This window comes from Spirosoma luteolum, assembly GCF_054778875.1.
This window is the reverse complement of sequence record NZ_BAAGZE010000008.1, coordinates 531,236-551,905: the sequence shown is the minus strand read 5'-3', so window position 1 is coordinate 551,905 and position 20,670 is coordinate 531,236. Positions and strand designations below refer to the sequence as shown.

Genomic DNA, 20,670 nt, shown 5'->3' with positions numbered 1-20,670 from the left:
CGACGGCCACGACGACCGCCAGCACAGCCGGCACGTATAGTTTGACAGTAACCTCGGCTAACGGCTGCTCGGCGGTGGCCAGCACGACGGTGACTTCGGATGTGGCTTCACCGACGGTGTCGGTAAGCAACAACGGTCCGTTGAGCTGCACGCTGACCAGCGTCACGCTCAGCAGCACGGCCACGGCAGGGGTGAGCTACCGCTGGAGCAACGGCGCTACCACCGCTACCACCAATGTCAATCAGGCCGGCACGTATAGTTTGACAGTAACCTCGGCTAACGGCTGTTCGGCAGTGGCCAGCACGACGGTGACTTCGGATGTGGCTTCACCGACAGTATCGGTGAGCAACAACGGTCCGTTGAGCTGCACGCTGACCAGCGTCACGCTCAGCAGCACGGCTACGGCGGGGGTGAGCTACCTGTGGAGCAATGGCGCTACGACGGCCACGACGACCGCCAGCACAGCCGGCACGTATAGTTTGACGGTGACCTCGGCTAATGGCTGTACGGCGGTGGCCAGCACGACGGTGACCTCAGATGTAGCCGCGCCGACCGCTTCAATCAACAGCCTGACTCTGACGACAGCCGCGTCAACGGGCACGCTCACGGCCTCGGCGAGCAATGCTGCCAGTCCCACTTACTTATGGAGCACTGGCGCCACCACCGCCAGTATTAGTGTCAGCGCAGCCGGACCCTACAGCGTTACCGTCACCAGCAGTAACGGTTGTTCGGCCGTGGCCAGTACCACCGTCATGGCCGATATGGCACCGCCCGTCGTGACGATCAACAGCCTGACCCTGACCTGTTCAGAACCAACGGGTACGCTCACGGCTTCGGTCAGCAATGCTACCAACCCAACGTATCTGTGGAGTACAGGGGCCACCACGGCCAGTATCAGCGTCAGCGCAGCCGGACCCTACAGCGTGACCGTAACGGGTGGCAACGGAAGCCGTAGCGTAGCCACTACAGCGGTTATCAGCAATACGGCTACGCCTACCGTTGCGCTGAACGACCTGACACTTACCTGTGCGCAGCCAGGCGGCACGCTGACGGCTTCGGCCAGCAATGCCACCAACCCAATGTATCTGTGGAACACGGGGGCTACAACGACCAGTATCAACGTTAGCGTGGCCGGACCCTACAGCGTTACCGTCACCAGTACCAACGGTTGCTCGACTGTCGGGTTGGTCACTGTCGAGCAACAGAAAACGGCGCCAGACCTGATCGCTGCCGGCAGTACAGTCTGTGCCGGTCAGTCGCTGACCCTGACCGCTTCGTCGAGCGCACCCAATGCAACTTATCAGTGGCAGGCTCCTGATGGATTCACGGCCAGCACTGCCCTGGTCACGATCGCCAATGCCACAACGGCCAACACGGGTGTTTACACCGTGGTGGTTACGAATCCGGCAACGGGCTGTTTCAGCACGACATCAGTTATGGGTACCGTCGAGCCGGCACCAGACAGCTTCTCGCTCGTGGCCCGTGAGGCTACCTGTACCGGGGCTACCTCGGCCGCCGATGGACAGGTGCAGGTGCTGGGCACGGTGTCTGGCCAAACCTTCGAAGTGTCGACTACGGGTCAGTTTACCGGTGCCGGGCAACCCGTACCGGCCGATGGGGTCGTGGTGCGAAATATAAGCCGAACCGGCACGTCGCAGACCTACACCGTTCGGGTGTATAACGCCAGTGGTTGTTTTGCCGATCAGTCGGTTGTGTTGTTTAACGCTCCCTGCAACTGCCCGTCTCCGGTCAAATGTGTACCGTTTGTCATTACCAAAGCCCGACGATAGGCAAGGAGTTGATACCCAAACGGCCGCGGCTCCCAACGGATGGGGGCCGCGGCCGTTTGGCTGACGATAAGGCCTGCTCTATTTTCGCTTCATGTTGGCATAAACGGTCTGGATAATACCGTCTTTAAGCCCAAGGTCGGGTACAATGATGCGGCTGGCGTTGGCCGATCGCATTACCGAGATATAGATATCGGCGGCTGGCACGATAACATCGGCGCGGTCGGCGTTGAGCCGCAGTTTGTTGATCCGGTCTTCCTGACTGAAGCTGGCCACGTAATCGCGAATCCGCACAATCTCGTCGAGGCTCGTATCCTCATCGTTCAGTTTGGCCGCCATATTAAAGAGCTTACTGATGTTACCGCCGGTACCAACGGCTGTTACCGGCTGGCTGGCATCGATGTTTTCGGTTACCCAGTCTTCCATTTTGCGCCAGGCACCCTTCGTTTCTTTCCCTTCCAGCAGCCGGACCGAGCCAATCTTGAACGATTTGGAATTGATCTTCGTACGGTTCTGGTAAATGTTGAGTTCAGTGCTGCCACCGCCCACATCGATGTGCAGATACTGCTGTTCGTCGAGGGCCTGTACCACTACATCGTTGATCAGCTGGGCTTCTTTCTGCCCGTCGATGATGTGAATGTGGATACCCGTCGCGGCCTCGATGCGTTTGGCCACCTCGTGTCCATTCGAGGATTCACGCATGGCCGAGGTCGCACAGGCCATGTAATGTTCTACCTCATGCAGTTCCATGAGCAGTTTATAAACCTGCATGAGCTTGGTGGTACGGGCTTCGCTTTCGGGCGTCAGTTCACCGAAATTAAAGACATCGTGGCCCAGGCGCAGCGGAAATCGAACGTATTCGACTTTCTTGAAGCTTACCAGGCTGTCGTTATGCAGTACAGTCGAGATTTGCAGCCGAGCCGCATTGGAACCGATATCGATGGCTGCCAGTTTCATAAACAATCGTAAGTGAGTGAATAAAAGAACGAGCGGCAGCGTACTGTGTCGCCATCCCGCTCGTTCCCTATGAGCGCAAAAGTAACGGTTTTTTGCCGATCAGGGTTTGCCGGACTATCTTTGTAGTCCCCTCTTCATTCCGCTCACTGCACGCATTAACCTGGAGTGGTATCGGTTCCTGTCTGCGTTCCTGATACAACCAACAGCCTGACTAAATCGCGGTTTCCATTGAAAACGATCTACGAACAACTTCGCGAGCGCATTCTTGTACTCGACGGCGCCATGGGATCAATGATCCAGCAGTACGAACTCACCGAAGCCGACTACCGGGGTGAGCGTTTCGCCAACTGGCCCCACGACCTGAAAGGCAACAACGACCTGCTGTCGATTACCAAACCCGACGTGATTCGCGCCATTCACCGGCAGTATCTCGAAGCGGGGGCCGATATCATCGAAACCAACACCTTCAGCAGTACGACCATTGCCATGGCCGACTACCGCATGGAGGAACTGGCCTACGAACTGAACTACGAGTCGGCCCGGATTGCCAAACTCGAAGCGGACGAATTTACCCGGCAAAACCCCGACCGGCCGCGCTACGTAGCCGGGGCCATGGGGCCAACCAACCGCACCGCCAGCCTCTCGCCCGACGTGAACAACCCGGCCTATCGGGCCGTTACGTTCGACGATCTGGTAGACGCTTATTACGAACAGGTGCGGGGCCTGGTCGACGGTGGGGCCGATCTGCTGCTGGTCGAAACCATCTTCGATACGCTCAATGCCAAGGCCGCGCTGTTTGCCATCGACAAGTACTTCACTGAACACCCGACTCCGCCGGCCGGCGTAGGCGCCTACCCGCTGCCCATCATGGTGTCGGGTACGATTACCGATGCCAGCGGCCGCACGCTCTCTGGGCAGACTACCGAAGCCTTTCTCTACTCGGTATCGCACCTACCGCTGCTTAGCATCGGGCTCAACTGTGCCCTTGGGGCGGCTCCCATGCGGCCCTATATCCAGACGCTGGCCAGCGAATCGCCGTTTTTTACGTCGGCTTATCCCAATGCCGGCCTGCCCAACGAGTTTGGCGAATACGACGAGTCGCCCGAGATGATGGCCTCGCAGATCGAGGATTTTATTCAGAACAGTTTCGTCAATATCGTGGGTGGTTGCTGTGGGTCAACGCCTGCCCACATTCAGGCCATTGCGCAGGTGGCGGCCAAATACCCGCCCCGCGTTATTCCAGCCGCGCAGCCCTACCAGAAGCTGAGCGGGCTGGAGCCCCTCAAAATTACCGAGCAGACCAACTTCCTCAACGTGGGCGAACGCACCAACGTAACGGGGTCGAAGAAGTTTGCCCGGCTCATCAAGGAAGGCAACTACGACGAAGCCCTGAGCATTGCCCGCGGGCAGGTCGAAGGGGGCGCGCAGGTCATCGACGTGAACATGGACGAGGGTATGCTCGACTCCGTGGAAGCCATGACCACCTTCCTGAACCTGATCGCATCGGAGCCCGATATTGCGCGGGTGCCCATCATGGTCGATTCCTCGAAGTGGGAGGTGATCGAAGCGGGGCTCAAGTGCGTGCAGGGTAAAGCCATCGTAAACTCCATTTCGCTCAAGGAAGGCGAAGAAGCGTTTATCGAACGCGCCCAGCTGGTTCGGCGCTATGGCGCGGCTGCTGTGGTGATGGCCTTCGACGAAACGGGACAGGCCGACTCGTTTGAGCGTCGGATCGAAATCTGTGAGCGGGCCTACCGCATCCTGGTCGACAAGGTGCATTTTGCCCCCCAGGATATTATTTTCGATCCCAACATCCTGACCGTGGCCACGGGGATCGAGGAGCATAACAACTACGCCGTCGACTTCATCAACGCCACGCGCTGGATCAAGGAAAACCTGCCACTGGCTAAGGTAAGTGGCGGAGTGTCGAACATTTCGTTCTCGTTTCGGGGCAACGATGTGGTGCGCGAGGCCATGCACTCGGTCTTTCTGTACCACGCCATCCGGGCCGGCCTCGACATGGGTATCGTCAACGCCGGGCAGCTCGAAGTGTACGACAGCATTCCGAAAGACCTGCTCGAGCGCTGCGAAGACGTAATTCTGAACCGCCGGCCCGACGCCACCGAGCGCCTGGTCGATTTTGCCGAAACCGTGAAGGCCAAGGGCAAAGTGGTGGTGCAGGACGAAAGCTGGCGGCTCGAACCCGTTCGCGAACGGCTCAAACACGCCCTCATTAAAGGCATCACCGATTTTATCGATCAGGATGTCGAAGAGATCCGGCAGCAGGTAGCCCGCCCGCTCGATGTGATCGAAGGCCCGCTGATGGATGGGATGAACGTAGTGGGCGACCTGTTTGGCGCCGGCAAAATGTTTCTGCCCCAGGTAGTGAAATCGGCGCGGGTGATGAAAAAAGCCGTGGCTTACCTGACCCCCTTCATCGAAGCCGAAAAGTCGGGTACGGGCTCCTCATCGGCCGGTAAAATTCTGCTGGCAACCGTGAAGGGCGATGTGCACGACATTGGTAAAAACATTGTGGGCGTGGTGCTCGGCTGTAACAACTACGAGATTATCGACCTCGGGGTGATGGTGCCGACCCAGAAAATACTGGATGCCGCCCGCGAACACCAGGTCGATATCATTGGCCTGAGTGGCCTGATTACCCCATCGCTCGACGAAATGGTGGGCGTGGCCAAGGAAATGGAACGGCAGGGTTTCAGCCTGCCGCTGCTCATTGGCGGGGCCACCACCTCGCGCATGCATACGGCCGTAAAAATCGACCCCCATTACTCGGGACCGGTGATCCACGTGCTCGATGCCAGCCGGAGTGTACCGGTAGCCGGCCGGCTGGTGAGCGATACCGATGGGACGCGCGACAAGATTTTCAACGACATCAAGGCTGAATACGTCAAGCTGCGCGAAGATCACACCAAGCGCCGGCAGGAGAAGGCATCGCTGACCATCGAACAGGCGCGCGCCAACCGCACGCCCATCGACTGGAGTACGTTTACCCCTACCCGGCCGACGTTCCTCGGCAACCGCTATTTCGAGGACTACGATATTGCCGAACTGGTGCCCTACATCGATTGGACGCCCTTCTTCCAGACTTGGCAGCTGCACGGCAAGTACCCCGCCATTCTGGACGATGCCACTGTAGGTACGGAAGCCCGGCAGCTGTTTTCCGATGCCAACAAGCTGCTGCAGGAGATCGTGGCCGGCAAAAAACTGAAAGCGCGGGCGGTGGTCGGCTTTTATCCCGCCAACGCGACCGACGACGATGTGATTCTGCACAACTTCGACACCCAGGTGCGGGAGGTGGCCTGCGAACGCCACGGATCGCACCAGCATATCGAATACAAAATCTCGCGAGCCGAAGCCCAGTCGTCGGTAAGCCCGGCGGGCGAACTGGTCTACGACACCAAAACGGTGCTGCATTTTCTGCGTCAGCAGAACCAGAAAGCACCGGGTTTGCCCAACTACAGCCTGGCCGATTTTGTGGCCCCCCTTGAAACGGGCCACGACGATTACATCGGGGCGTTTGCCGTTACGGCCGGTATCGGTATCGAACCACTGCTCGAAGCCTACGAGCGCGATCACGACGATTATGGCAGTATCATGCTCAAAGCCATTGCCGACCGGCTGGCCGAAGCCTTCGCCGAGCGTATGCACGAGCGCGTTCGGACGGAATTCTGGCCTTATGCCGCCGACGAGAAACTAAGTAATACCGAACTGATCAAGGAAGCCTACCAGGGTATCCGGCCCGCGCCGGGCTATCCGGCCTGCCCCGACCACACCGAAAAGGGTACCCTGTTCGACCTGCTGGGAGCGCAGCAGATCGGCATCGAACTAACCGAAAGCTACGCCATGTACCCGGCCTCGTCGGTAAGTGGGTTCTACTTTGCCCACCCCGCATCGACTTATTTTGCCCTGGGCAAGATTAACAAAGACCAGATTCACGACTACGCACTGCGCAAAAACAAGCCGCAGGACGAGATCGAGAAGTGGCTGGCTCCTGTGCTGAGCTACGACGCGTAGCGTCGGTTGCCCGCGATAGCCTGAAACAACGAAAGCCCGGCCGTTTGGCCGGGCTTTCAGTTATATAAACGTTGCTGGTGCTTAGTTGTGCATCAGAACCGTGTCGATTACGTGAATCACGCCGTTCGACTGGTTTACATCGGGAATCGTTACCGTAGCAACCCCGCCTTTTTCGTCCATCAGCTGTACTTTATTGCCTTTCATCATGGCAATCAGCGTACCGCCCTGTACGGTTTTAACCGACGTTTTGCCTTTTCCTTCCTTAATCATTTTGATCAGGTCCTGGGCGCTTACTTTACCGGCTACTACGTGGTAGGTCAGGATACCGCTCAGCGTTTCCTTGTTTTCGGGTTTTACCAGCGTCTCAACCGTGCCTTTGGGCAGTTTGTCGAAGGCACTATTGGTAGGCGCAAATACCGTGAACGGACCGGGACCCGACAGTGTCTCAACCAGACCAGCTGCTTTTACGGCAGCTACCAGCGTCGTGTGATCTTTCGAGTTTACCGCATTTTCGATGATGTTTTTCGAGGGGTACATGGGCGCTCCACCAACCGTAACGGTTTTTTCCTGAGCAAAGGCAAACTGACCAACGGCCAGCAGGGTAATCAGCGAGAATACGAATTTGAATGTCTTCATTGCTTGTGTTGTGTTTTGTTTGGTGGTCTTACGAACCGTTGAGTTGAATTGTTTCGGTCAGACTTACGGCGAAGTGAAGTTGCCCGGATTGCCGTATCGAATTTATTTTTTCTGATTCGTTACCGAGCTGAATCTATTGACTTGGTAGAACAAAGTGCGAAAAATTACCGGCCGCACGGATGCCAGCCGTACGGATCAGGCAGGGATCGAACCGGGTTAGGCGGGCGCAGGCGAGTGGGCGGGTAGCGGTGAAGGCCGGTAGTCAAACCTGCGTTCAGAAACCGATTGGCCGGCGGGGGGCGCTCGAATCGAAGCCAGTGTCTGGGCTGCATCGGCGCCCGGAACAGCACCCGTGTACCGTGCGTCTGGCCTGGTCTGGCAAGGCATGTAAGTATGACCCTGTTAGGGTGCGTTTTGGTTCGTATACCGTCTGATAAATAGATACTTAGGCTTCGATGGGGATAGCTTGACAAACCCGTTCGAACGCGTACTTTCGACCTTATCTGTAACCCTCCAAACTACCTTCCCATGCCCGTTACAATCGCCATGGCCGATAGCCACCAGCTGGTGGCCGAAGCCCTTGCTGATCTGACTCAGCAAGTCAATCGCTACGAGGTGTTATCCGTTGCGTCTGATGGGCGCCAACTGCTCCGACTGCTCCGACAGGGCAGGGTAATCCCCGACATTGCGCTGGTCGGCCCAGGTACGCCCGAGATGGATGGGGCCGAAACGGTGGCCGCCCTGCGCGACCAGTTTCCCACGGTGCGGGTGCTGGCCCTGGCAGTGACCGACGACGATGACCAGATTCCGCGCATGCTGTGCAACGGGGCCCGTGGTTTTTTGCTGAAAGGCTGCCGGTCGTACGAATTGCGGCAGGCACTCGACGAGGTGATGAACAAAGGGTACCATTACTCGGAGTTGCTGACCAGCCAGCTGATGCGTCAGCTGCAGCCAGCTGGCTCCAGCACACTCAAACAGGCTTACAACCTCAACAAACGCGAATACGCTTTTCTGCGCATGGCCTGCAGCGAGCTGACCTACAACCAGATTGCCGATCGCATGTGCGTAAGCCCGCGCACGGTCGACGGCTATCGGGAAGTCGTTTTTCAGAAGATGAGCGTTCGATCACGGGTCGGCATGGTAATCAAGGCGATGCAGAAAGGCCTCGTTGCGCTGTAGCCCCCGCTTAGCGGATAGACAGCTGCAGGAGTTGCCGACCCAGTTCCTGCAGGGCTGTTTCGAGCCGTTGCGCCTGTTCGGCCGATGGATACGCTTTTCCGTTCATAAACTGGGCCAGAGTATCCTGATCCAGCCCCGACAGATCGCCCAGATACCCCGTTTTGATCTCCCGAAACAGCTGCCAGGTAGCCGTCAGGTCGTAAACAGGCTGGTACACCAGCTGATCGAGCTGGCGGGTTGTATCGTCTTCACTAATCAGGTTGCGGAGCAGCACCCGAAAACGGGCAATAATATCGTCGGGACCCGAGCCCTGCAGGGTGGCCGAAAAGCCGGGTACCTCGATCCGGCCCCAGAACAGATTGACGTCTTTTTCCAGAATAACCTTTACCGTACCCCGTCGGATTAGCGAATCGATCCAGGGTTTGACCGTATGCCGTTGCCGGCCAAACCGGATAATGGACTGATACGTGCCTACGGGAACCGATGCTGTACTGGTGGTGGGTAACACCAGCAATCGGCCGGAGCTTGTCTGTCCCTGTAACAGATACACATGGCAATCTCCGCATGTATCAACGAGTTGCCATTCGCCACCAGTCAATAGTTTATTCAGCACCAGAAGCTTCATGAATATCGGAATCGGAGTCAATGGCAAATGAAACCAGGTAAGCAACAGCCTTCAGCGACCGCCCGGAATACGTCGATGTGCCGAAGAATCGGTCAGTATGCTGACCATGTACAAGTTTTTGTCCATTTTTATAAGTGTATAGGTTAAATTATACGAATAGCAAAAAAAATATAATTAAAATCTATACAGATGCTCATCTACTGTAATTTGCGATATCATATGTAGCTGATTTTTTGCTTTTGTTTCGATGCCGATTTGTGCCTATGTCTGAGCGGTAGATTCGGCGTAGGCAACATAGTCTGTATTGGTAACCTTATCTCGTTTATGGCCATGTCGGCATACGAAAAAACCCTCACAGCGCGCTGCGAGGGCTTTTTCGTATATCGGTGGTGTATCGCTTCCGGTAAGCTATCGAACGGTGTACTGCGTCTGACCGACTACGTGTTGAATCGTGCTGATCAGATCCTGCAGAAAATTAGTGCGCTTCTTTTTGACGGCGTAAATGCTGTCGTAACTGTTGTGCGTGGCATTGTAGTAAACAACCCGATCGTTTGGCATCTCAACGATAGACAACACGTCGTTGGCTTTTGCAGCCCCTGTATCCAGCAGATCCACCAGGTGAGCCCGGGCAGCCGACAGGGTCGACGTTGGCTGAAACGTTGTCGTGATTCCGTTGTTGTGTACAGTGAGATAGGTTAGCATCGGCTTGATCGAGTAGGGAGTTTAGTACTAAGTGTATTTACGGTGTATCAAACATGCGTTTATTTTGATTATATGAGTATATGTACTCATGTAAAAAAACAAACAGATGTTTACGAATCAGATAGATGGATAAACAAACTACATGATTACTGGCCAACCACTACACTACTGCGTTACCTTACTACGGGAACTCAGTCCTAACAGGCTCAACTGCTGACCGAAACCATGTAATATATTGACTGATGCCTTCTCGTATCGTCACATTGGGTTTATAACAAATTGTTGAAAAAGATTGCTCCAGATCGGCAGCCGTATACTGTACGTCGCCGGGCTGAGCCGCCTGCCAGTCGATGCGGGCGGGGCGGCCGGTTGTTTCCTCCAGCAACCGCACCAGCTGAATCAGACTGACCGACGAAGGGCCGCCAATGTTCAGAATGCGGAATCCGTCGGGCTTGTCGAGTGCCAGCCGAATGCCCGCCACGGTATCGTCGATGTAAGTGTAGTTACGGGCGGTAGTGCCATCGCCATAGAGCGTAATGGGGCGAGCCCGGTACAGATTGGCCGTAAACTGGCTGATGGCCATTTCTGGCCGCTGTCGGGGACCATATACGGTGAAGAAGCGCAGGCAGCTCACCGAAAATCCGTAGAGGTGGTGGTAGGTGTGCGCCAGCAGTTCGGCCGCCCGCTTCGACTGGGCGTAGGGGGAGAGGGGCTGGTCGGCGGGGTCATCTTCGCGGAACGGCAGGCGGTCGGAGTCGCCGTAGACTGACGAGGAGGAGGCCAGCACCAGTTGGCCGACACCCGCTGCCCGCATCGCTTCGAGCAGGGTAAGCGTACCGTTTATATTGACGTCGAGGCACAGCCCTGGCTCATGTACCGACGCGCGCACCCCGGTCCGGGCCGCCAGGTGGATGACAGCCTCAATCGGATAGTGGCGGAACAGGCGGTTGAGCAGGGGCCGGTCGCGCACATCGCCCCGTACCAGATGAAACGAAGGGTGTAAACGAGCCAGCTGAAGATTAGCTTCCTTGATAGCCGGCGCATACTGGTCATCGAAATTATCGAGTCCAATGAGGGTGTGGCCGAGGGAAAGCAGGTGTTCGGTCAGGTGAGAGCCGATAAAACCGGCGGCACCCGTCAGGAGAATCGTCATGTGGCGTTGAGAAAAACAGGAAACGGTCTTTGCACGTTATGCAGTAGCCTTACCGTGGCCTAATCTGTACAACTAAGTACGGTTCTGCGGGTGTTGTGTCCAACAGTTTTACGTAGAAAGGTAGTAACTTTGACTACTGATATACGCAGCGGTACATAGTATGTCAAGATAGTAACAAATTATGAGCCTTTGGCAAACAATTCGGCAGGCGATCAACCCCTTTCAAACGGTAGCGCCTGTTGTTCCGGCCGACGCCTGTTTCTGGCGGGTCGATATGCACTCCCACTTGCTGCCGGCTGTCGATGATGGCGTTGCCTCGCTGGATGATTCACTCCTGTGCCTGCAAAAATTTGCGGAGTGGGGCATCGAAAAGGTAATTACGACTCCCCATGTCAGCCGCGACTGGTACCCCAACTCGTCGGCAACACTGCGGGCCGGGCAGGCTACCCTGCAGGCGCTGGCCGATGCACATGGTGTACCGATCCGGGTCGAAGTGGCGGCCGAGTATATGCTCGATGAGTTTTTTCCCGACCTGATCAGTCAGGATGATCTGCTGACGTTTGGCCCTGAGCGCTACCTGCTGATCGAACTGGGCTGGGCGGCTGCTCCGCGTCAGCTCGACGATCTGCTGTTTCGGCTGCAGACCCGTGGCTACACCGCCGTGCTGGCTCACCCCGAGCGCTATTCGTACCTCTACGACGACACCACGCTGCTGCCCATGCTCCATGAAAACGGCTGTTTGTTTCAGCTGAACTGGATGTCGCTGGCGGGCCGCTACGGCGAACGCGCCCAGCAGCAGGCGCGGCAGCTGCTGCGTAAGGAGTGGATCGACTTTATCGGGAGCGACCTGCACCGCCCCGGCGATTTCAACGCGATGGAAGCGGCCCTGTCGGCGCCCGATTTCGAACTGCTCCGGAAGCAGACCCTCCGCAACGAATCCCTGCTGTAAGTTTTATTGACGTGTGCGCTGCGCCTGTCGTTTCTCAGAGCGGTATCCGGCCGGCTGGGGTGGGCGGAGCGTTTCAACCGGGCCAATATCGTTCTGTAGTTGCTGCAGCTGACCGTAGAAATCGTCTGATGAAACGGACAGCAGTGTCGTGAGATCGACGCGGGGCAGGGCCGGATTGGGCGTGGGGCGAGCGGTCATAGGAGAGGTCTGTTTAAGTCAGGTGTTGCTTTGTCAACGTCCTTGTCCGGGCCGCCGGTGTCTGAAAAAAGCCTTCCAGGGCGCTTTTTAACCAATTTTAAGAAACCGGCGCTTAGCCGGGAGCATGGCGCCGGCAGTGAGCAGTTAGATTGGCGATGCCCGCAGCTTTCTCCGGCAACGCCCATTCGCTCGTTTATGAACCGTCGTTCGTTCGGCCGCTTTTTGTCGGCATTCCCGTTTTTATCCGTTCCGGCCACGGCCGAATCCATCGTCAGGGCACCGGCTGTCAGCGACCGGACTTACTGGCGGCAAACGCTGCTCCGTACACTCGATCCGGTGCTGAATGCCCTGCAGGCGGGGCAGCTCCGGGCTACCATGCCCATCGAGTCGGCGGCCGGGGCGCGGGCAGGGCGGGCCGAGGTGTCGCACCTCGAAGCACTGGGCCGGTCGCTGGCGGGGTTGGCCCCCTGGCTCGAACACCCGGCGTCGGCCGCTGAGCAGCCGCTGCAGCAGCGTTACCGCGACCTGAGCCGGGCCGCGCTGGCGCAGGCTGTTGACCCGGCCTCTCCCGACTTTATGAACTTTACCAAAGGGGGGCAGCCCGTCGTCGATACGGCGTTTCTGGCCCATGCACTGCTGCGGGCACCCGAGCAGTTGTGGCAGCAGTTGCCGGCCCCGGTGCAGACCAATCTGGTGAAGGCCCTGCAGAGCAGCCGGGTTATCAAGCCGGGCTACAGCAACTGGCTGCTGTTCAGTGCCATTATCGAAGCGGCCCTGCTCAGGTTTACTGGTTCGGGCGATCTGATGCGGATGGACTACGCCATCAAACAGCACCTGAGCTGGTACAAGGGCGATGGCGTTTACGGCGATGGGCCCGATTTCCACTGGGATTATTACAACAGCTACGTCATTCAGCCGATGCTGATCGATGTGGTGCAGACGCTGGTGGCGGCCAAAGCCGAAGACCCTGCCCTGCTCGCCACCCTGCGTACCCGCGGCCAGCGGTATGCAGCCGTACAGGAGCGGCTCATCAGTCCTGATGGGTCGTTTGCCGCCATCGGGCGGTCGCTGGCGTACCGGTGCGGGGCGTTTCAGTTGCTGGGACAGATGGCGCTACAGCATAACCTCCCGGCCGAGCTGCCGCCGGCGCAGGTGCGCAGCGCCCTCACGGCCGTAATCCGTCGCACGATGGATGCGCCCGGCACCTATGACCGGGCCGGCTGGCTGCAAATCGGCCTTTGCGGGCATCAGCCTGCCCTTGGCGAAACCTACATCTCGACGGGCAGTCTGTATCTTTGTTCAGTCGGTTTTCTGCCTTTGGGCCTTCCCGAAACCGATCCCTTCTGGAGCGACCCGGCGCAGGACTGGACAGCCCGCAAGATCTGGTCGGGAGGGGATGTGCCCGTCGATCACGCCATTCGGGGCTGATGCGTGGCTGGTATCAGCTGCGTACATACCACAACGCCCGGAGCCGGTGCCGCAGCCAGTTTAGGCTCGTTTCGAGTCGGGTCAGCCGATTCCAGTGAAGCATGTCGTACGGCTCGTCGACAGGGCCGAAGCTGCGGTAAAAATCGACGATCGACTTTTTTTCGGGGCTTTCGAAGTCGAACAGGGCGGGTTGTCCGGCCGATTCCCGAATCACCGTATCGAGCAGCAGCGTGCGGGCATTGCCGCGCCGGCCTGTTTCCGAAGCCGCGTTGAACAGATACACGAGCCGACCGGCGCTGTGGGCGATCAGTACACCCGCTTCGGGCCGGCCATGCTGGCAGGCGTAACGGAGCGTGGCCAGGCCGCGCTGCTGCAGGGCCTCAATCAGGGTGCGCAGCATGGTGTAGGCCCAGTCGGCCACGCCCCCCCGGATGGTGTCGGCGTGGTGTTGCCGAAACAGCGCCAGCAGCGGTTCGGGGTCGGTCTGGTCAGCCAGCGTCCAGTCTGCCTGCCGGGCCCGGCGGAGGTTCAGGTGCCGGTCGCGCGTGTAGCCGGCCAGCAGAGCCTCGTAGCCAGCCGACAGGTCGAGGACCTGTGTGTAGCGCGTTTGTCGGGTAACGGCGGCCGGCAGGTCGGGCGGGCAGTGGTGCAGCGACAGCCGGGCGCCGTACCGATAGCGAGCGACCACGGCCGCTACGAACGCCGATGTATCAATCGTAGAATCGGTGCTGAACACCGCCAGCATGGGGCAGAAAAAGGGCTGGTAGACCACCCAGCGCCCCAGCCGGCGTCGGAGCGGCACGGGCATAACGGCCCTGTAGGCCCCGGCAGCGTCGGTCAGCACGACCGCCTGCCAGCGCCAGTGGGGGGCGGGCAGCACGGCATCGAGGTACCACGCATAACCGTAGAGCAGGGGCGTGGCCGACTGATCTACGCAGGCATTCCAGGCCCCGGTGTCGAGGTCGGCTCGGTCAACAAGGGTCAGCGGTAGAGCCATAAGCAGAACGGTGCGCCGGCCGACTGGCGGCCCGGTATAGCCGCAACCCGGCGCGGGGCGGGCCTTACTTGAAGAGTGCCTTCAGTTTTTCAACGGCTTCGCGCGTTTCCGACGGGCGCGATACCAGGTCGCTGATTGTCTGGACAGCGTGAATAACGGTGCTGTGATCGCGGCCGCCAAAATGATAGCCGATCGATTTGAGCGACAGGTCGGTTTTTTCCTTCGCCAGATACATGGCCACCTGCCGCGGATGCACCAGTTCGCGTTTGCGGCTTTTGGCCTTGAGATCGGCCACGGTGACGCCGAAAAAGTCGGCCACGGCTTCCTGCACCGAATCGATGGTGATTTCGCGCTCGGAGTCGACCACAATGTTGCGAAGCGTGTATTTGGCCAGTTCGAGGTCGATTTCGCGCCGGTTGAGCGAGGCCTGTGCCATCAGCGACACAATGACGCCCTCAAGCTCCCGCACGTTGGTGTTGACGCTGTGGGCCAGGTACTCGATCACGGTATCGTCGATGTAGATGCCTTCGGCCTGCAGTTTTTTCTGGATGATGGCGATACGCGTTTCCAGATCGGGCGTCTGCAGATCGGCCGAAAGCCCCCACTTGAACCGCGAGAGCAACCGGTCTTCGAGCCCATCGAGCGCCCGGGGCGCCCGGTCGGAGGTCATAATGATCTGCTTGCCCGACTGGTGCAGGTGGTTGAAGATGTGGAAGAAAATCTCCTGCGTTTTCTCTTTCTTCTGCAGAAACTGCACATCGTCGATCACCAGCACATCGACCTGCATGTAGAAGGCCGTGAAGTCGCGAATACCGTCGGAGCGCACCGCGTTGAGAAACTGGTTGGTAAATTTCTCCGACGTTACGTAGAGCACAAACTTGCTCTGGTTGTTATTCTTGATGTAGTTGCCGATGGCCTGTACCAGGTGCGTTTTGCCCAGACCCACCCCGCCGTAGATCATGAGCGGGTTGAACGAGGTGACGCCCGGCCGCTCGGCCACCGCGTAGCCCGCCGACCGCGCCAGCCGGTTGCAGTCGCCTTCCACGTAATTGTCGAACGTGTAGCTCGGGTTGAGGTAGGAGTCGAGCGTCAGCGAGTCGAGGTCTTTGAGCTGGAACGGGCTCTTCAGAATGTCGGGGTTGACGTTGTCGGGCTTGGCCGTCTGTGGTGTCTTGGTCGTTGGTACGTTGACCGTGAGGGGGCGGTTCTGTTCGTTTCCCTTATCGACGATGATCGAGTACTCTAGCTGCCCTTCCCGGCCAATGGCCGTATCGAGGGCTTTGCGTAAGGCGTGTACAAAGTTTTCTTCGAGCCATTCGTAAAAAAACTCGCTCGGCACCTGGATGGTCAGGATCTTACCGTTGAGCCGGAGCGGCACAATGGGTTCGAACCAGGTGTTGAAACTTTGTTCTGGAACAGCCTCCCGGATAACGGCGAGACAGCGGTTCCAGACCGTTGTTACTTCGCGTTGCATGCCGGGTTGCGGGGTTCCATTCACGGGTAGTACTGACAGTTATGTGGGGGGTATCGCTGAAAAAGGGAGACAAATGTAGGGAAATATCTGGCCCGACCGGTTGGGGATGCCCGCCAAAAACGAAAATACCGCTATTCGGCACCCCACGCAATGCCGTCGGCAAAGCCCTTCGAATAATGCAACGCCAACCGGCTCCTGCTGCCTGCGGAGGCTATGGTGTCATCAAAAAGAGAAAATGCTACTTTTACCCTACTTTGTCTCAAACGCTGTTATGACTCCCTTACCGATCCCTTCGTTTCCGCCCGCCAGCCTCGCGGCCTGGCAGCAACAGGTACGAACTGAACTGAAAGACGAACGGGCCGACGAGCAGCTGCAGTGGGCCTCGCCGGAGGGGTTTACGGTAGCGCCCTACTACACGGTCGATTCGGTTGCCCAACTGCCGCTGGCTGCCCTGCAGGGGGCGCAGCGCATGAACCCCGGCTGGCTCAATACGCCCGACTATCGGATCGACGACGCCCGGACGGCCAATGCCGCTCTGGTGCAGGCGCTGGCCAGCGGGGCCGATGCCCTGTTGCTCGATTTGCCGGGTCCGGTCGACGGAGCGCTGCTGACGCGGCTGCTCAACGGCATCAAACTAAGCGACCATCCCGTCTTTTTCCGGACAGCTACGCCCGACCAGCTGGTGGCGGCTCTGGCGTCGGTAGCGCCCTACCAGTGGCGGGGCGGTCTGCTGCACGATCCTATTGCCGAAGCCATTGGGCAGGGCCGGACCGAAGCCATCGACTGGACACCGGTGCAGACCGCTGTTCGGCAAACCGCCGGGTCGCCCCAGTTCCGGGCGGTGTGTGCCAGCAGCCACGTTTTTCATAATGCCGGCGCCACGGCTACTCAGGAGCTGGCGCTGCTGCTGGCCGGTCTGGTAACGCAATACGATGGGCTGACCGAAGCGGGTGTACCTATCGCCGAGCTGGTGGCCAGTACTGCCCTGTCGGTCTCGGTTGGCACCAGTTATTTTCTGGAAATGGCCAAGCTGCGGGCCTTGCGGGTGCTGTGGCAGCGGCTGATTAGCTGCTATGGGCTGGAAGCTCCGGCGGCTTTCGTGCACGCGCAGACATCCCGCTTCTATGCCGCCCGCGCCACGGTCAACACCAACCTGCTGCGGGCCACTACCGAGGCTATGGCTGCGGTGATGGGCGGGGCCGACGCGCTGACGGTGCAGCCCTTCGACACGGTATTGACGGCCCCCTCGGCCTTCAGCGAGCGGCTGGCCCGCAACGTGTCGGTGCTGCTGCGCGACGAAAGCTACCTCGACAAGGTGGCCGACCCGGCCGCCGGATCGTACTATATTGAACACCTGACCAACGAACTGGTGGACCGGGCGTGGACAATGCTTCAGACCATCGAAGCTGCGGGCGGTTTGCTGCCGGCGGTGGCGAGCGGGTGGGTAACCGAGCAGCTCGATGCGTCGTGGAAAGCGAAGGTCGAGGCCGTCCGCAACGGACAGGTGCTGGTGGGCGTTACGAAATTTCGCCACGACGAAAGCGAACTGGCTCCGGCCCCGGCCCAGCCAGACGCGCTGCTGCCCGACCGGCGGCTGGCGGCCCTGTTTGAATAAGCGCCAGGACCGCGCCATCGGCCCGGTGGGCCATACCAAGTAACTCGGGCCGGTGGTCAACGCCGGCCACACTGAATCGACAAAACCACTGGTTGGTATGAAACCTGATTTTTCCCGCGTTCGCCCATTGCCCCCTACACCCGGGGTCGCCAGCCCGGCGGCCCGGCCCTTTACAACGGCCGAAGGCATTGCGCTGAAACCCCACTTTACCCGCGCCGACGCCGGCGAGTCGATGCCTGGGCAGGCCGGTATCCCGCCTTATCTGCGCGGTCCCTACGCCAGCATGTACGTGCGGCAGCCCTGGACTATCCGGCAGTACGCGGGTTTTTCCACCGCCGAAGCCTCCAATGCGTTCTACCGGCGCAACCTGGCTGCTGGTCAGAAAGGGCTGTCGGTTGCGTTCGACCTGGCCACCCACCGCGGCTACGACTCCGACCACCCGCGTGTGGTGGGCGATGTCGGTAAAGCGGGTGTTGCCATCGACACCGTCGAAGATATGAAGCGGCTGTTCGACCAGATTCCGCTCGACCAGATGTCGGTGTCGATGACCATGAACGGGGCCGTTCTGCCCGTGATGGCGTTCTACATCGTGGCCGCCGAAGAGCAGGGCGTTGCCCCCGCGCAGCTGTCGGGCACCATTCAGAACGATATTCTGAAGGAGTTCATGGTGCGTAACACCTATATCTATCCGCCCGAACCGTCGATGCGGATTGTGGGCGATATTTTTGCCTATACCAGCCGACACATGCCCCGCTTCAACTCGATCAGCATCAGTGGCTACCACATGCACGAAGCGGGTGCCCCGGCCCACATCGAACTGGCTTACACGCTGGCCGACGGCCTCGAGTACATCCGGACGGGTTTGCGGGCGGGTATGAGCATCGACGCGTTTGCGCCCCGGCTTTCGTTTTTCTGGGGTATCGGCATGAACCACTTCATGGAAATCGCCAAGCTGCGGGCCGGTCGGCTGCTCTGGGCGCGGCTGGTGCAGGGCTTTGCGCCCAAAAACCCGAAGTCGCTGGCGCTGCGTACCCACTGCCAGACATCGGGCTACAGCCTCACCGAACAAGACCCGTTCAACAACGTAGCCCGCACCACCATCGAAGCCATGGCGGCCGCACTGGGCGGTACCCAGAGCCTGCACACCAACTCGCTCGACGAGGCCATTGCCCTGCCCACCGATTTTTCGGCCCGCATTGCCCGCAACACGCAGCTGTACCTGCAGCACGAAACCGACATTACCCGCGCCGTCGATCCGTGGGGTGGGTCGTACTACGTCGATTACCTGACCGACCAGCTGGCCGGCAAAGCCTGGGCACTTATCGAAGAGGTGGAGGAGCTGGGCGGGATGACCAAAGCCATCGATACAGGGCTGCCCAAACTCCGCATCGAGGAGGCTGCGGCCCGCAAACAGGCCCGCATCGACGCCGGCAAAGATATAATCGTGGGGGTAAACCGCTACCGGCCCACCACCGAAACCGAAATCGAGCTGCTCGACATCGACAACCAGGCTGTGCGCGAGTCGCAGGTCAACCGGCTGCAGCAGGTGAAGGCCACGCGCGACCAGCGTGCCGTCGATGCGGCTCTGGCGGCTCTGACCGAGGCTGCCCGGCAGTCGGGCGGGGCCGATAACACCAACCTGCTGGCGCTGGCCGTTACGGCGGCCCGCCACCGCGCCACCCTAGGCGAAATCTCCGATGCGCTCGAAACCGTATTCGGTCGGCACAAAGCTACCATCCGGGCTGTATCGGGCGTGTACTCGGCCGAGGTGTCGGACGATGAAAACTTCCGGATTGCCCGCGAACTAAGCGACCGCTTTGCCGAACTCGACGGGCGCCGACCCCGCCTGCTGGTAGCCAAAATGGGGCAGGATGGTCACGACCGGGGTGCTAAAATCATTGCCACGAGTTTTGCCGACCTGGGCTTCGATGTCGACATGGGGCCGCTGTTCCAGACCCCGGCCGAAGTGGCGCGGCAGGCCGCCGAAAACGACGTGCACATTGTGGGCGTATCGAGTCTGGCGGCTGGTCACAAAACGCTGGTTCCCCAACTCATCGCCGAACTCAAGGCCATCGACCGGGGCGATATCATGGTGATTGCCGGGGGCGTTATCCCGGCCGGCGACTACCAGTTTCTCTACGATGCGGGCGTGAAAGGCGTGTTTGGTCCCGGCACCGTGATCTCGATTGCCGCCCAGAAAATCCTGAACGAACTGATGCAGGAACTGGCGTAGCGGTAATTTTCCCGGCAGCGCCCTATACGTCGTACGATGAACCGCTCACTGGTAAGAAAACTACTGGATGCGCCCGACGCGCAACTGATTGTCGATCAGGTGCAGGCGCTTCTGAATGAAGAAAAGAAGAAGCGCCATGACTTTTACGAGTGGCTGCAGGACGACGTGAAGGCTGAATTTATCAACGGGCAGGTCATCATGCATTCGCCGGTCAAGCGCAGGCATTTGCGCGCCAGCGCTAACCTCACCATGCTGCTACGGCTGTACTCGCAGCTTCATGACCTGGGCGAAGTCGATACGGAGAAAGCGCTGGTAAGCCTGACCCGAAACGACTATGAACCCGATAGTTGCTACTGGCGTAAGGAGATTGCCGATACGTTCGATGCGGATATGATGCAGCACCCGGCCCCCGATCTGATCGTGGAAGTGCTGTCGAAAAGCACGCTCAAACGGGACCGGGGTATCAAATTCGACGATTACGCGGCCCACGGCGTGCGCGAATACTGGCTGATCGACCCGACGCGCCAGACTGTTGAGCAGTTCAGCCTCGATCGGGATTTTATGGCGTTCGACGCGGTCGGCAGTTTTCACATCGACGACACGATCGAGGCCCGCACCCTGCCCGGGTTTCAGATTCCGGTGCGGGCCATTTTCGAGAAAGAAGCCAACAGTCAGGCCATGCGTACCCTGCTGAGCCGGTAGCTA

General features: G+C 59.0%; 15 protein-coding genes and 1 pseudogene. 8 read left to right on the top strand and 8 right to left on the bottom strand.

Annotated features, from left to right (window positions below; all coding sequences use genetic code 11):
* Nucleotides 1–1,790, top strand: a pseudogene (locus ACYVAC_RS16160) (hypothetical protein); the annotation flags it as partial.
* Nucleotides 1,791–1,868: 78 nt separating this feature from the next.
* Here ACYVAC_RS16160 and ACYVAC_RS16155 read toward each other — a convergent pair.
* On the bottom strand, nucleotides 1,869–2,744 hold the full coding sequence (locus tag ACYVAC_RS16155) for a Ppx/GppA phosphatase family protein (RefSeq protein WP_461098783.1): 876 nt from the start codon (nucleotides 2,742–2,744) through the stop codon (nucleotides 1,869–1,871).
* 228 nt (nucleotides 2,745–2,972) lie between these two features.
* Between ACYVAC_RS16155 and metH the strand changes: the two genes are divergently transcribed.
* Nucleotides 2,973–6,776 (top strand): methionine synthase, encoded by a 3,804-nt coding sequence (gene metH, locus ACYVAC_RS16150; protein ID WP_461098782.1) that lies wholly within the window; start codon nucleotides 2,973–2,975, stop codon nucleotides 6,774–6,776.
* 81 nt (nucleotides 6,777–6,857) lie between these two features.
* Here metH and ACYVAC_RS16145 read toward each other — a convergent pair whose 3' ends face one another.
* The gene (locus ACYVAC_RS16145) at nucleotides 6,858–7,412 is read right to left on the bottom strand and encodes a fasciclin domain-containing protein (protein ID WP_461098781.1); all 555 of its coding nucleotides are present in this window, start codon (nucleotides 7,410–7,412) and stop codon (nucleotides 6,858–6,860) included.
* A 528-nt stretch (nucleotides 7,413–7,940) separates the two neighbouring features.
* Between ACYVAC_RS16145 and ACYVAC_RS16140 the strand changes: the two genes are divergently transcribed.
* A complete protein-coding gene (locus ACYVAC_RS16140) occupies nucleotides 7,941–8,591 on the top strand; it encodes a response regulator transcription factor (RefSeq protein WP_461098780.1) in 651 nt (216 codons plus the stop codon).
* 7 nt (nucleotides 8,592–8,598) lie between these two features.
* Here the strand turns inward: ACYVAC_RS16140 and ACYVAC_RS16135 are convergent, their stop codons facing one another.
* From ACYVAC_RS16135 to ACYVAC_RS16125, 3 genes are all read right to left on the bottom strand, one after another.
* Nucleotides 8,599–9,216, bottom strand: coding sequence for a hypothetical protein (locus ACYVAC_RS16135; RefSeq protein WP_461098779.1), 618 nt, complete (start codon nucleotides 9,214–9,216; stop codon nucleotides 8,599–8,601).
* A 408-nt stretch (nucleotides 9,217–9,624) separates the two neighbouring features.
* On the bottom strand, nucleotides 9,625–9,918 hold the full coding sequence (locus ACYVAC_RS16130) for a hypothetical protein (RefSeq protein ID WP_461098778.1): 294 nt from the start codon (nucleotides 9,916–9,918) through the stop codon (nucleotides 9,625–9,627).
* Between the two features lie 181 nt (nucleotides 9,919–10,099).
* Nucleotides 10,100–11,071 (bottom strand): NAD-dependent epimerase/dehydratase family protein, encoded by a 972-nt coding sequence (locus tag ACYVAC_RS16125; RefSeq protein WP_461098777.1) that lies wholly within the window; start codon nucleotides 11,069–11,071, stop codon nucleotides 10,100–10,102.
* 181 nt (nucleotides 11,072–11,252) lie between these two features.
* Here ACYVAC_RS16125 and ACYVAC_RS16120 point away from each other — a divergent pair, with 181 nt between their 5' ends.
* Nucleotides 11,253–12,020, top strand: coding sequence for a tyrosine-protein phosphatase (locus ACYVAC_RS16120; RefSeq protein WP_461098776.1), 768 nt, complete (start codon nucleotides 11,253–11,255; stop codon nucleotides 12,018–12,020).
* Between the two features lie 3 nt (nucleotides 12,021–12,023).
* Here the strand turns inward: ACYVAC_RS16120 and ACYVAC_RS16115 are convergent, their stop codons facing one another.
* The gene (locus ACYVAC_RS16115; RefSeq protein WP_461098775.1) at nucleotides 12,024–12,218 is read right to left on the bottom strand and encodes a hypothetical protein; all 195 of its coding nucleotides are present in this window, start codon (nucleotides 12,216–12,218) and stop codon (nucleotides 12,024–12,026) included.
* A gap of 195 nt (nucleotides 12,219–12,413) precedes the next feature.
* On the opposite strand from ACYVAC_RS16115, the gene ACYVAC_RS16110 reads away from it, so the two are divergent.
* Nucleotides 12,414–13,646 carry a DUF2264 domain-containing protein gene (locus tag ACYVAC_RS16110; RefSeq protein ID WP_461098774.1) on the top strand — a complete coding sequence of 411 codons (1,233 nt, stop codon included), beginning with the start codon at nucleotides 12,414–12,416 and terminating at the stop codon, nucleotides 13,644–13,646.
* A 13-nt stretch (nucleotides 13,647–13,659) separates the two neighbouring features.
* Here ACYVAC_RS16110 and ACYVAC_RS16105 read toward each other — a convergent pair whose 3' ends face one another.
* Complete coding sequence (locus ACYVAC_RS16105; RefSeq protein WP_461098773.1) at nucleotides 13,660–14,643, bottom strand: GNAT family N-acetyltransferase; 984 nt, start codon at nucleotides 14,641–14,643, stop codon at nucleotides 13,660–13,662.
* A 64-nt stretch (nucleotides 14,644–14,707) separates the two neighbouring features.
* Entirely contained in the window at nucleotides 14,708–16,117 is a 1,410-nt protein-coding gene (dnaA, locus tag ACYVAC_RS16100; protein WP_461098772.1) for a chromosomal replication initiator protein DnaA, read from the bottom strand.
* A 271-nt stretch (nucleotides 16,118–16,388) separates the two neighbouring features.
* Here dnaA and ACYVAC_RS16095 point away from each other — a divergent pair, with 271 nt between their 5' ends.
* From ACYVAC_RS16095 to ACYVAC_RS16085, 3 genes are all read left to right on the top strand, one after another.
* Nucleotides 16,389–17,732, top strand: a complete 1,344-nt coding sequence (locus ACYVAC_RS16095; protein WP_461098771.1) for a methylmalonyl-CoA mutase family protein — start codon at nucleotides 16,389–16,391, stop codon at nucleotides 17,730–17,732.
* A gap of 97 nt (nucleotides 17,733–17,829) precedes the next feature.
* Nucleotides 17,830–19,965, top strand: a complete 2,136-nt coding sequence (scpA, locus tag ACYVAC_RS16090) for a methylmalonyl-CoA mutase (RefSeq protein ID WP_461098770.1) — start codon at nucleotides 17,830–17,832, stop codon at nucleotides 19,963–19,965.
* Nucleotides 19,966–20,001: 36 nt separating this feature from the next.
* A complete protein-coding gene (locus ACYVAC_RS16085) occupies nucleotides 20,002–20,667 on the top strand; it encodes a Uma2 family endonuclease (protein ID WP_461098769.1) in 666 nt (221 codons plus the stop codon).
* Nucleotides 20,668–20,670 lie beyond the last annotated feature (3 nt).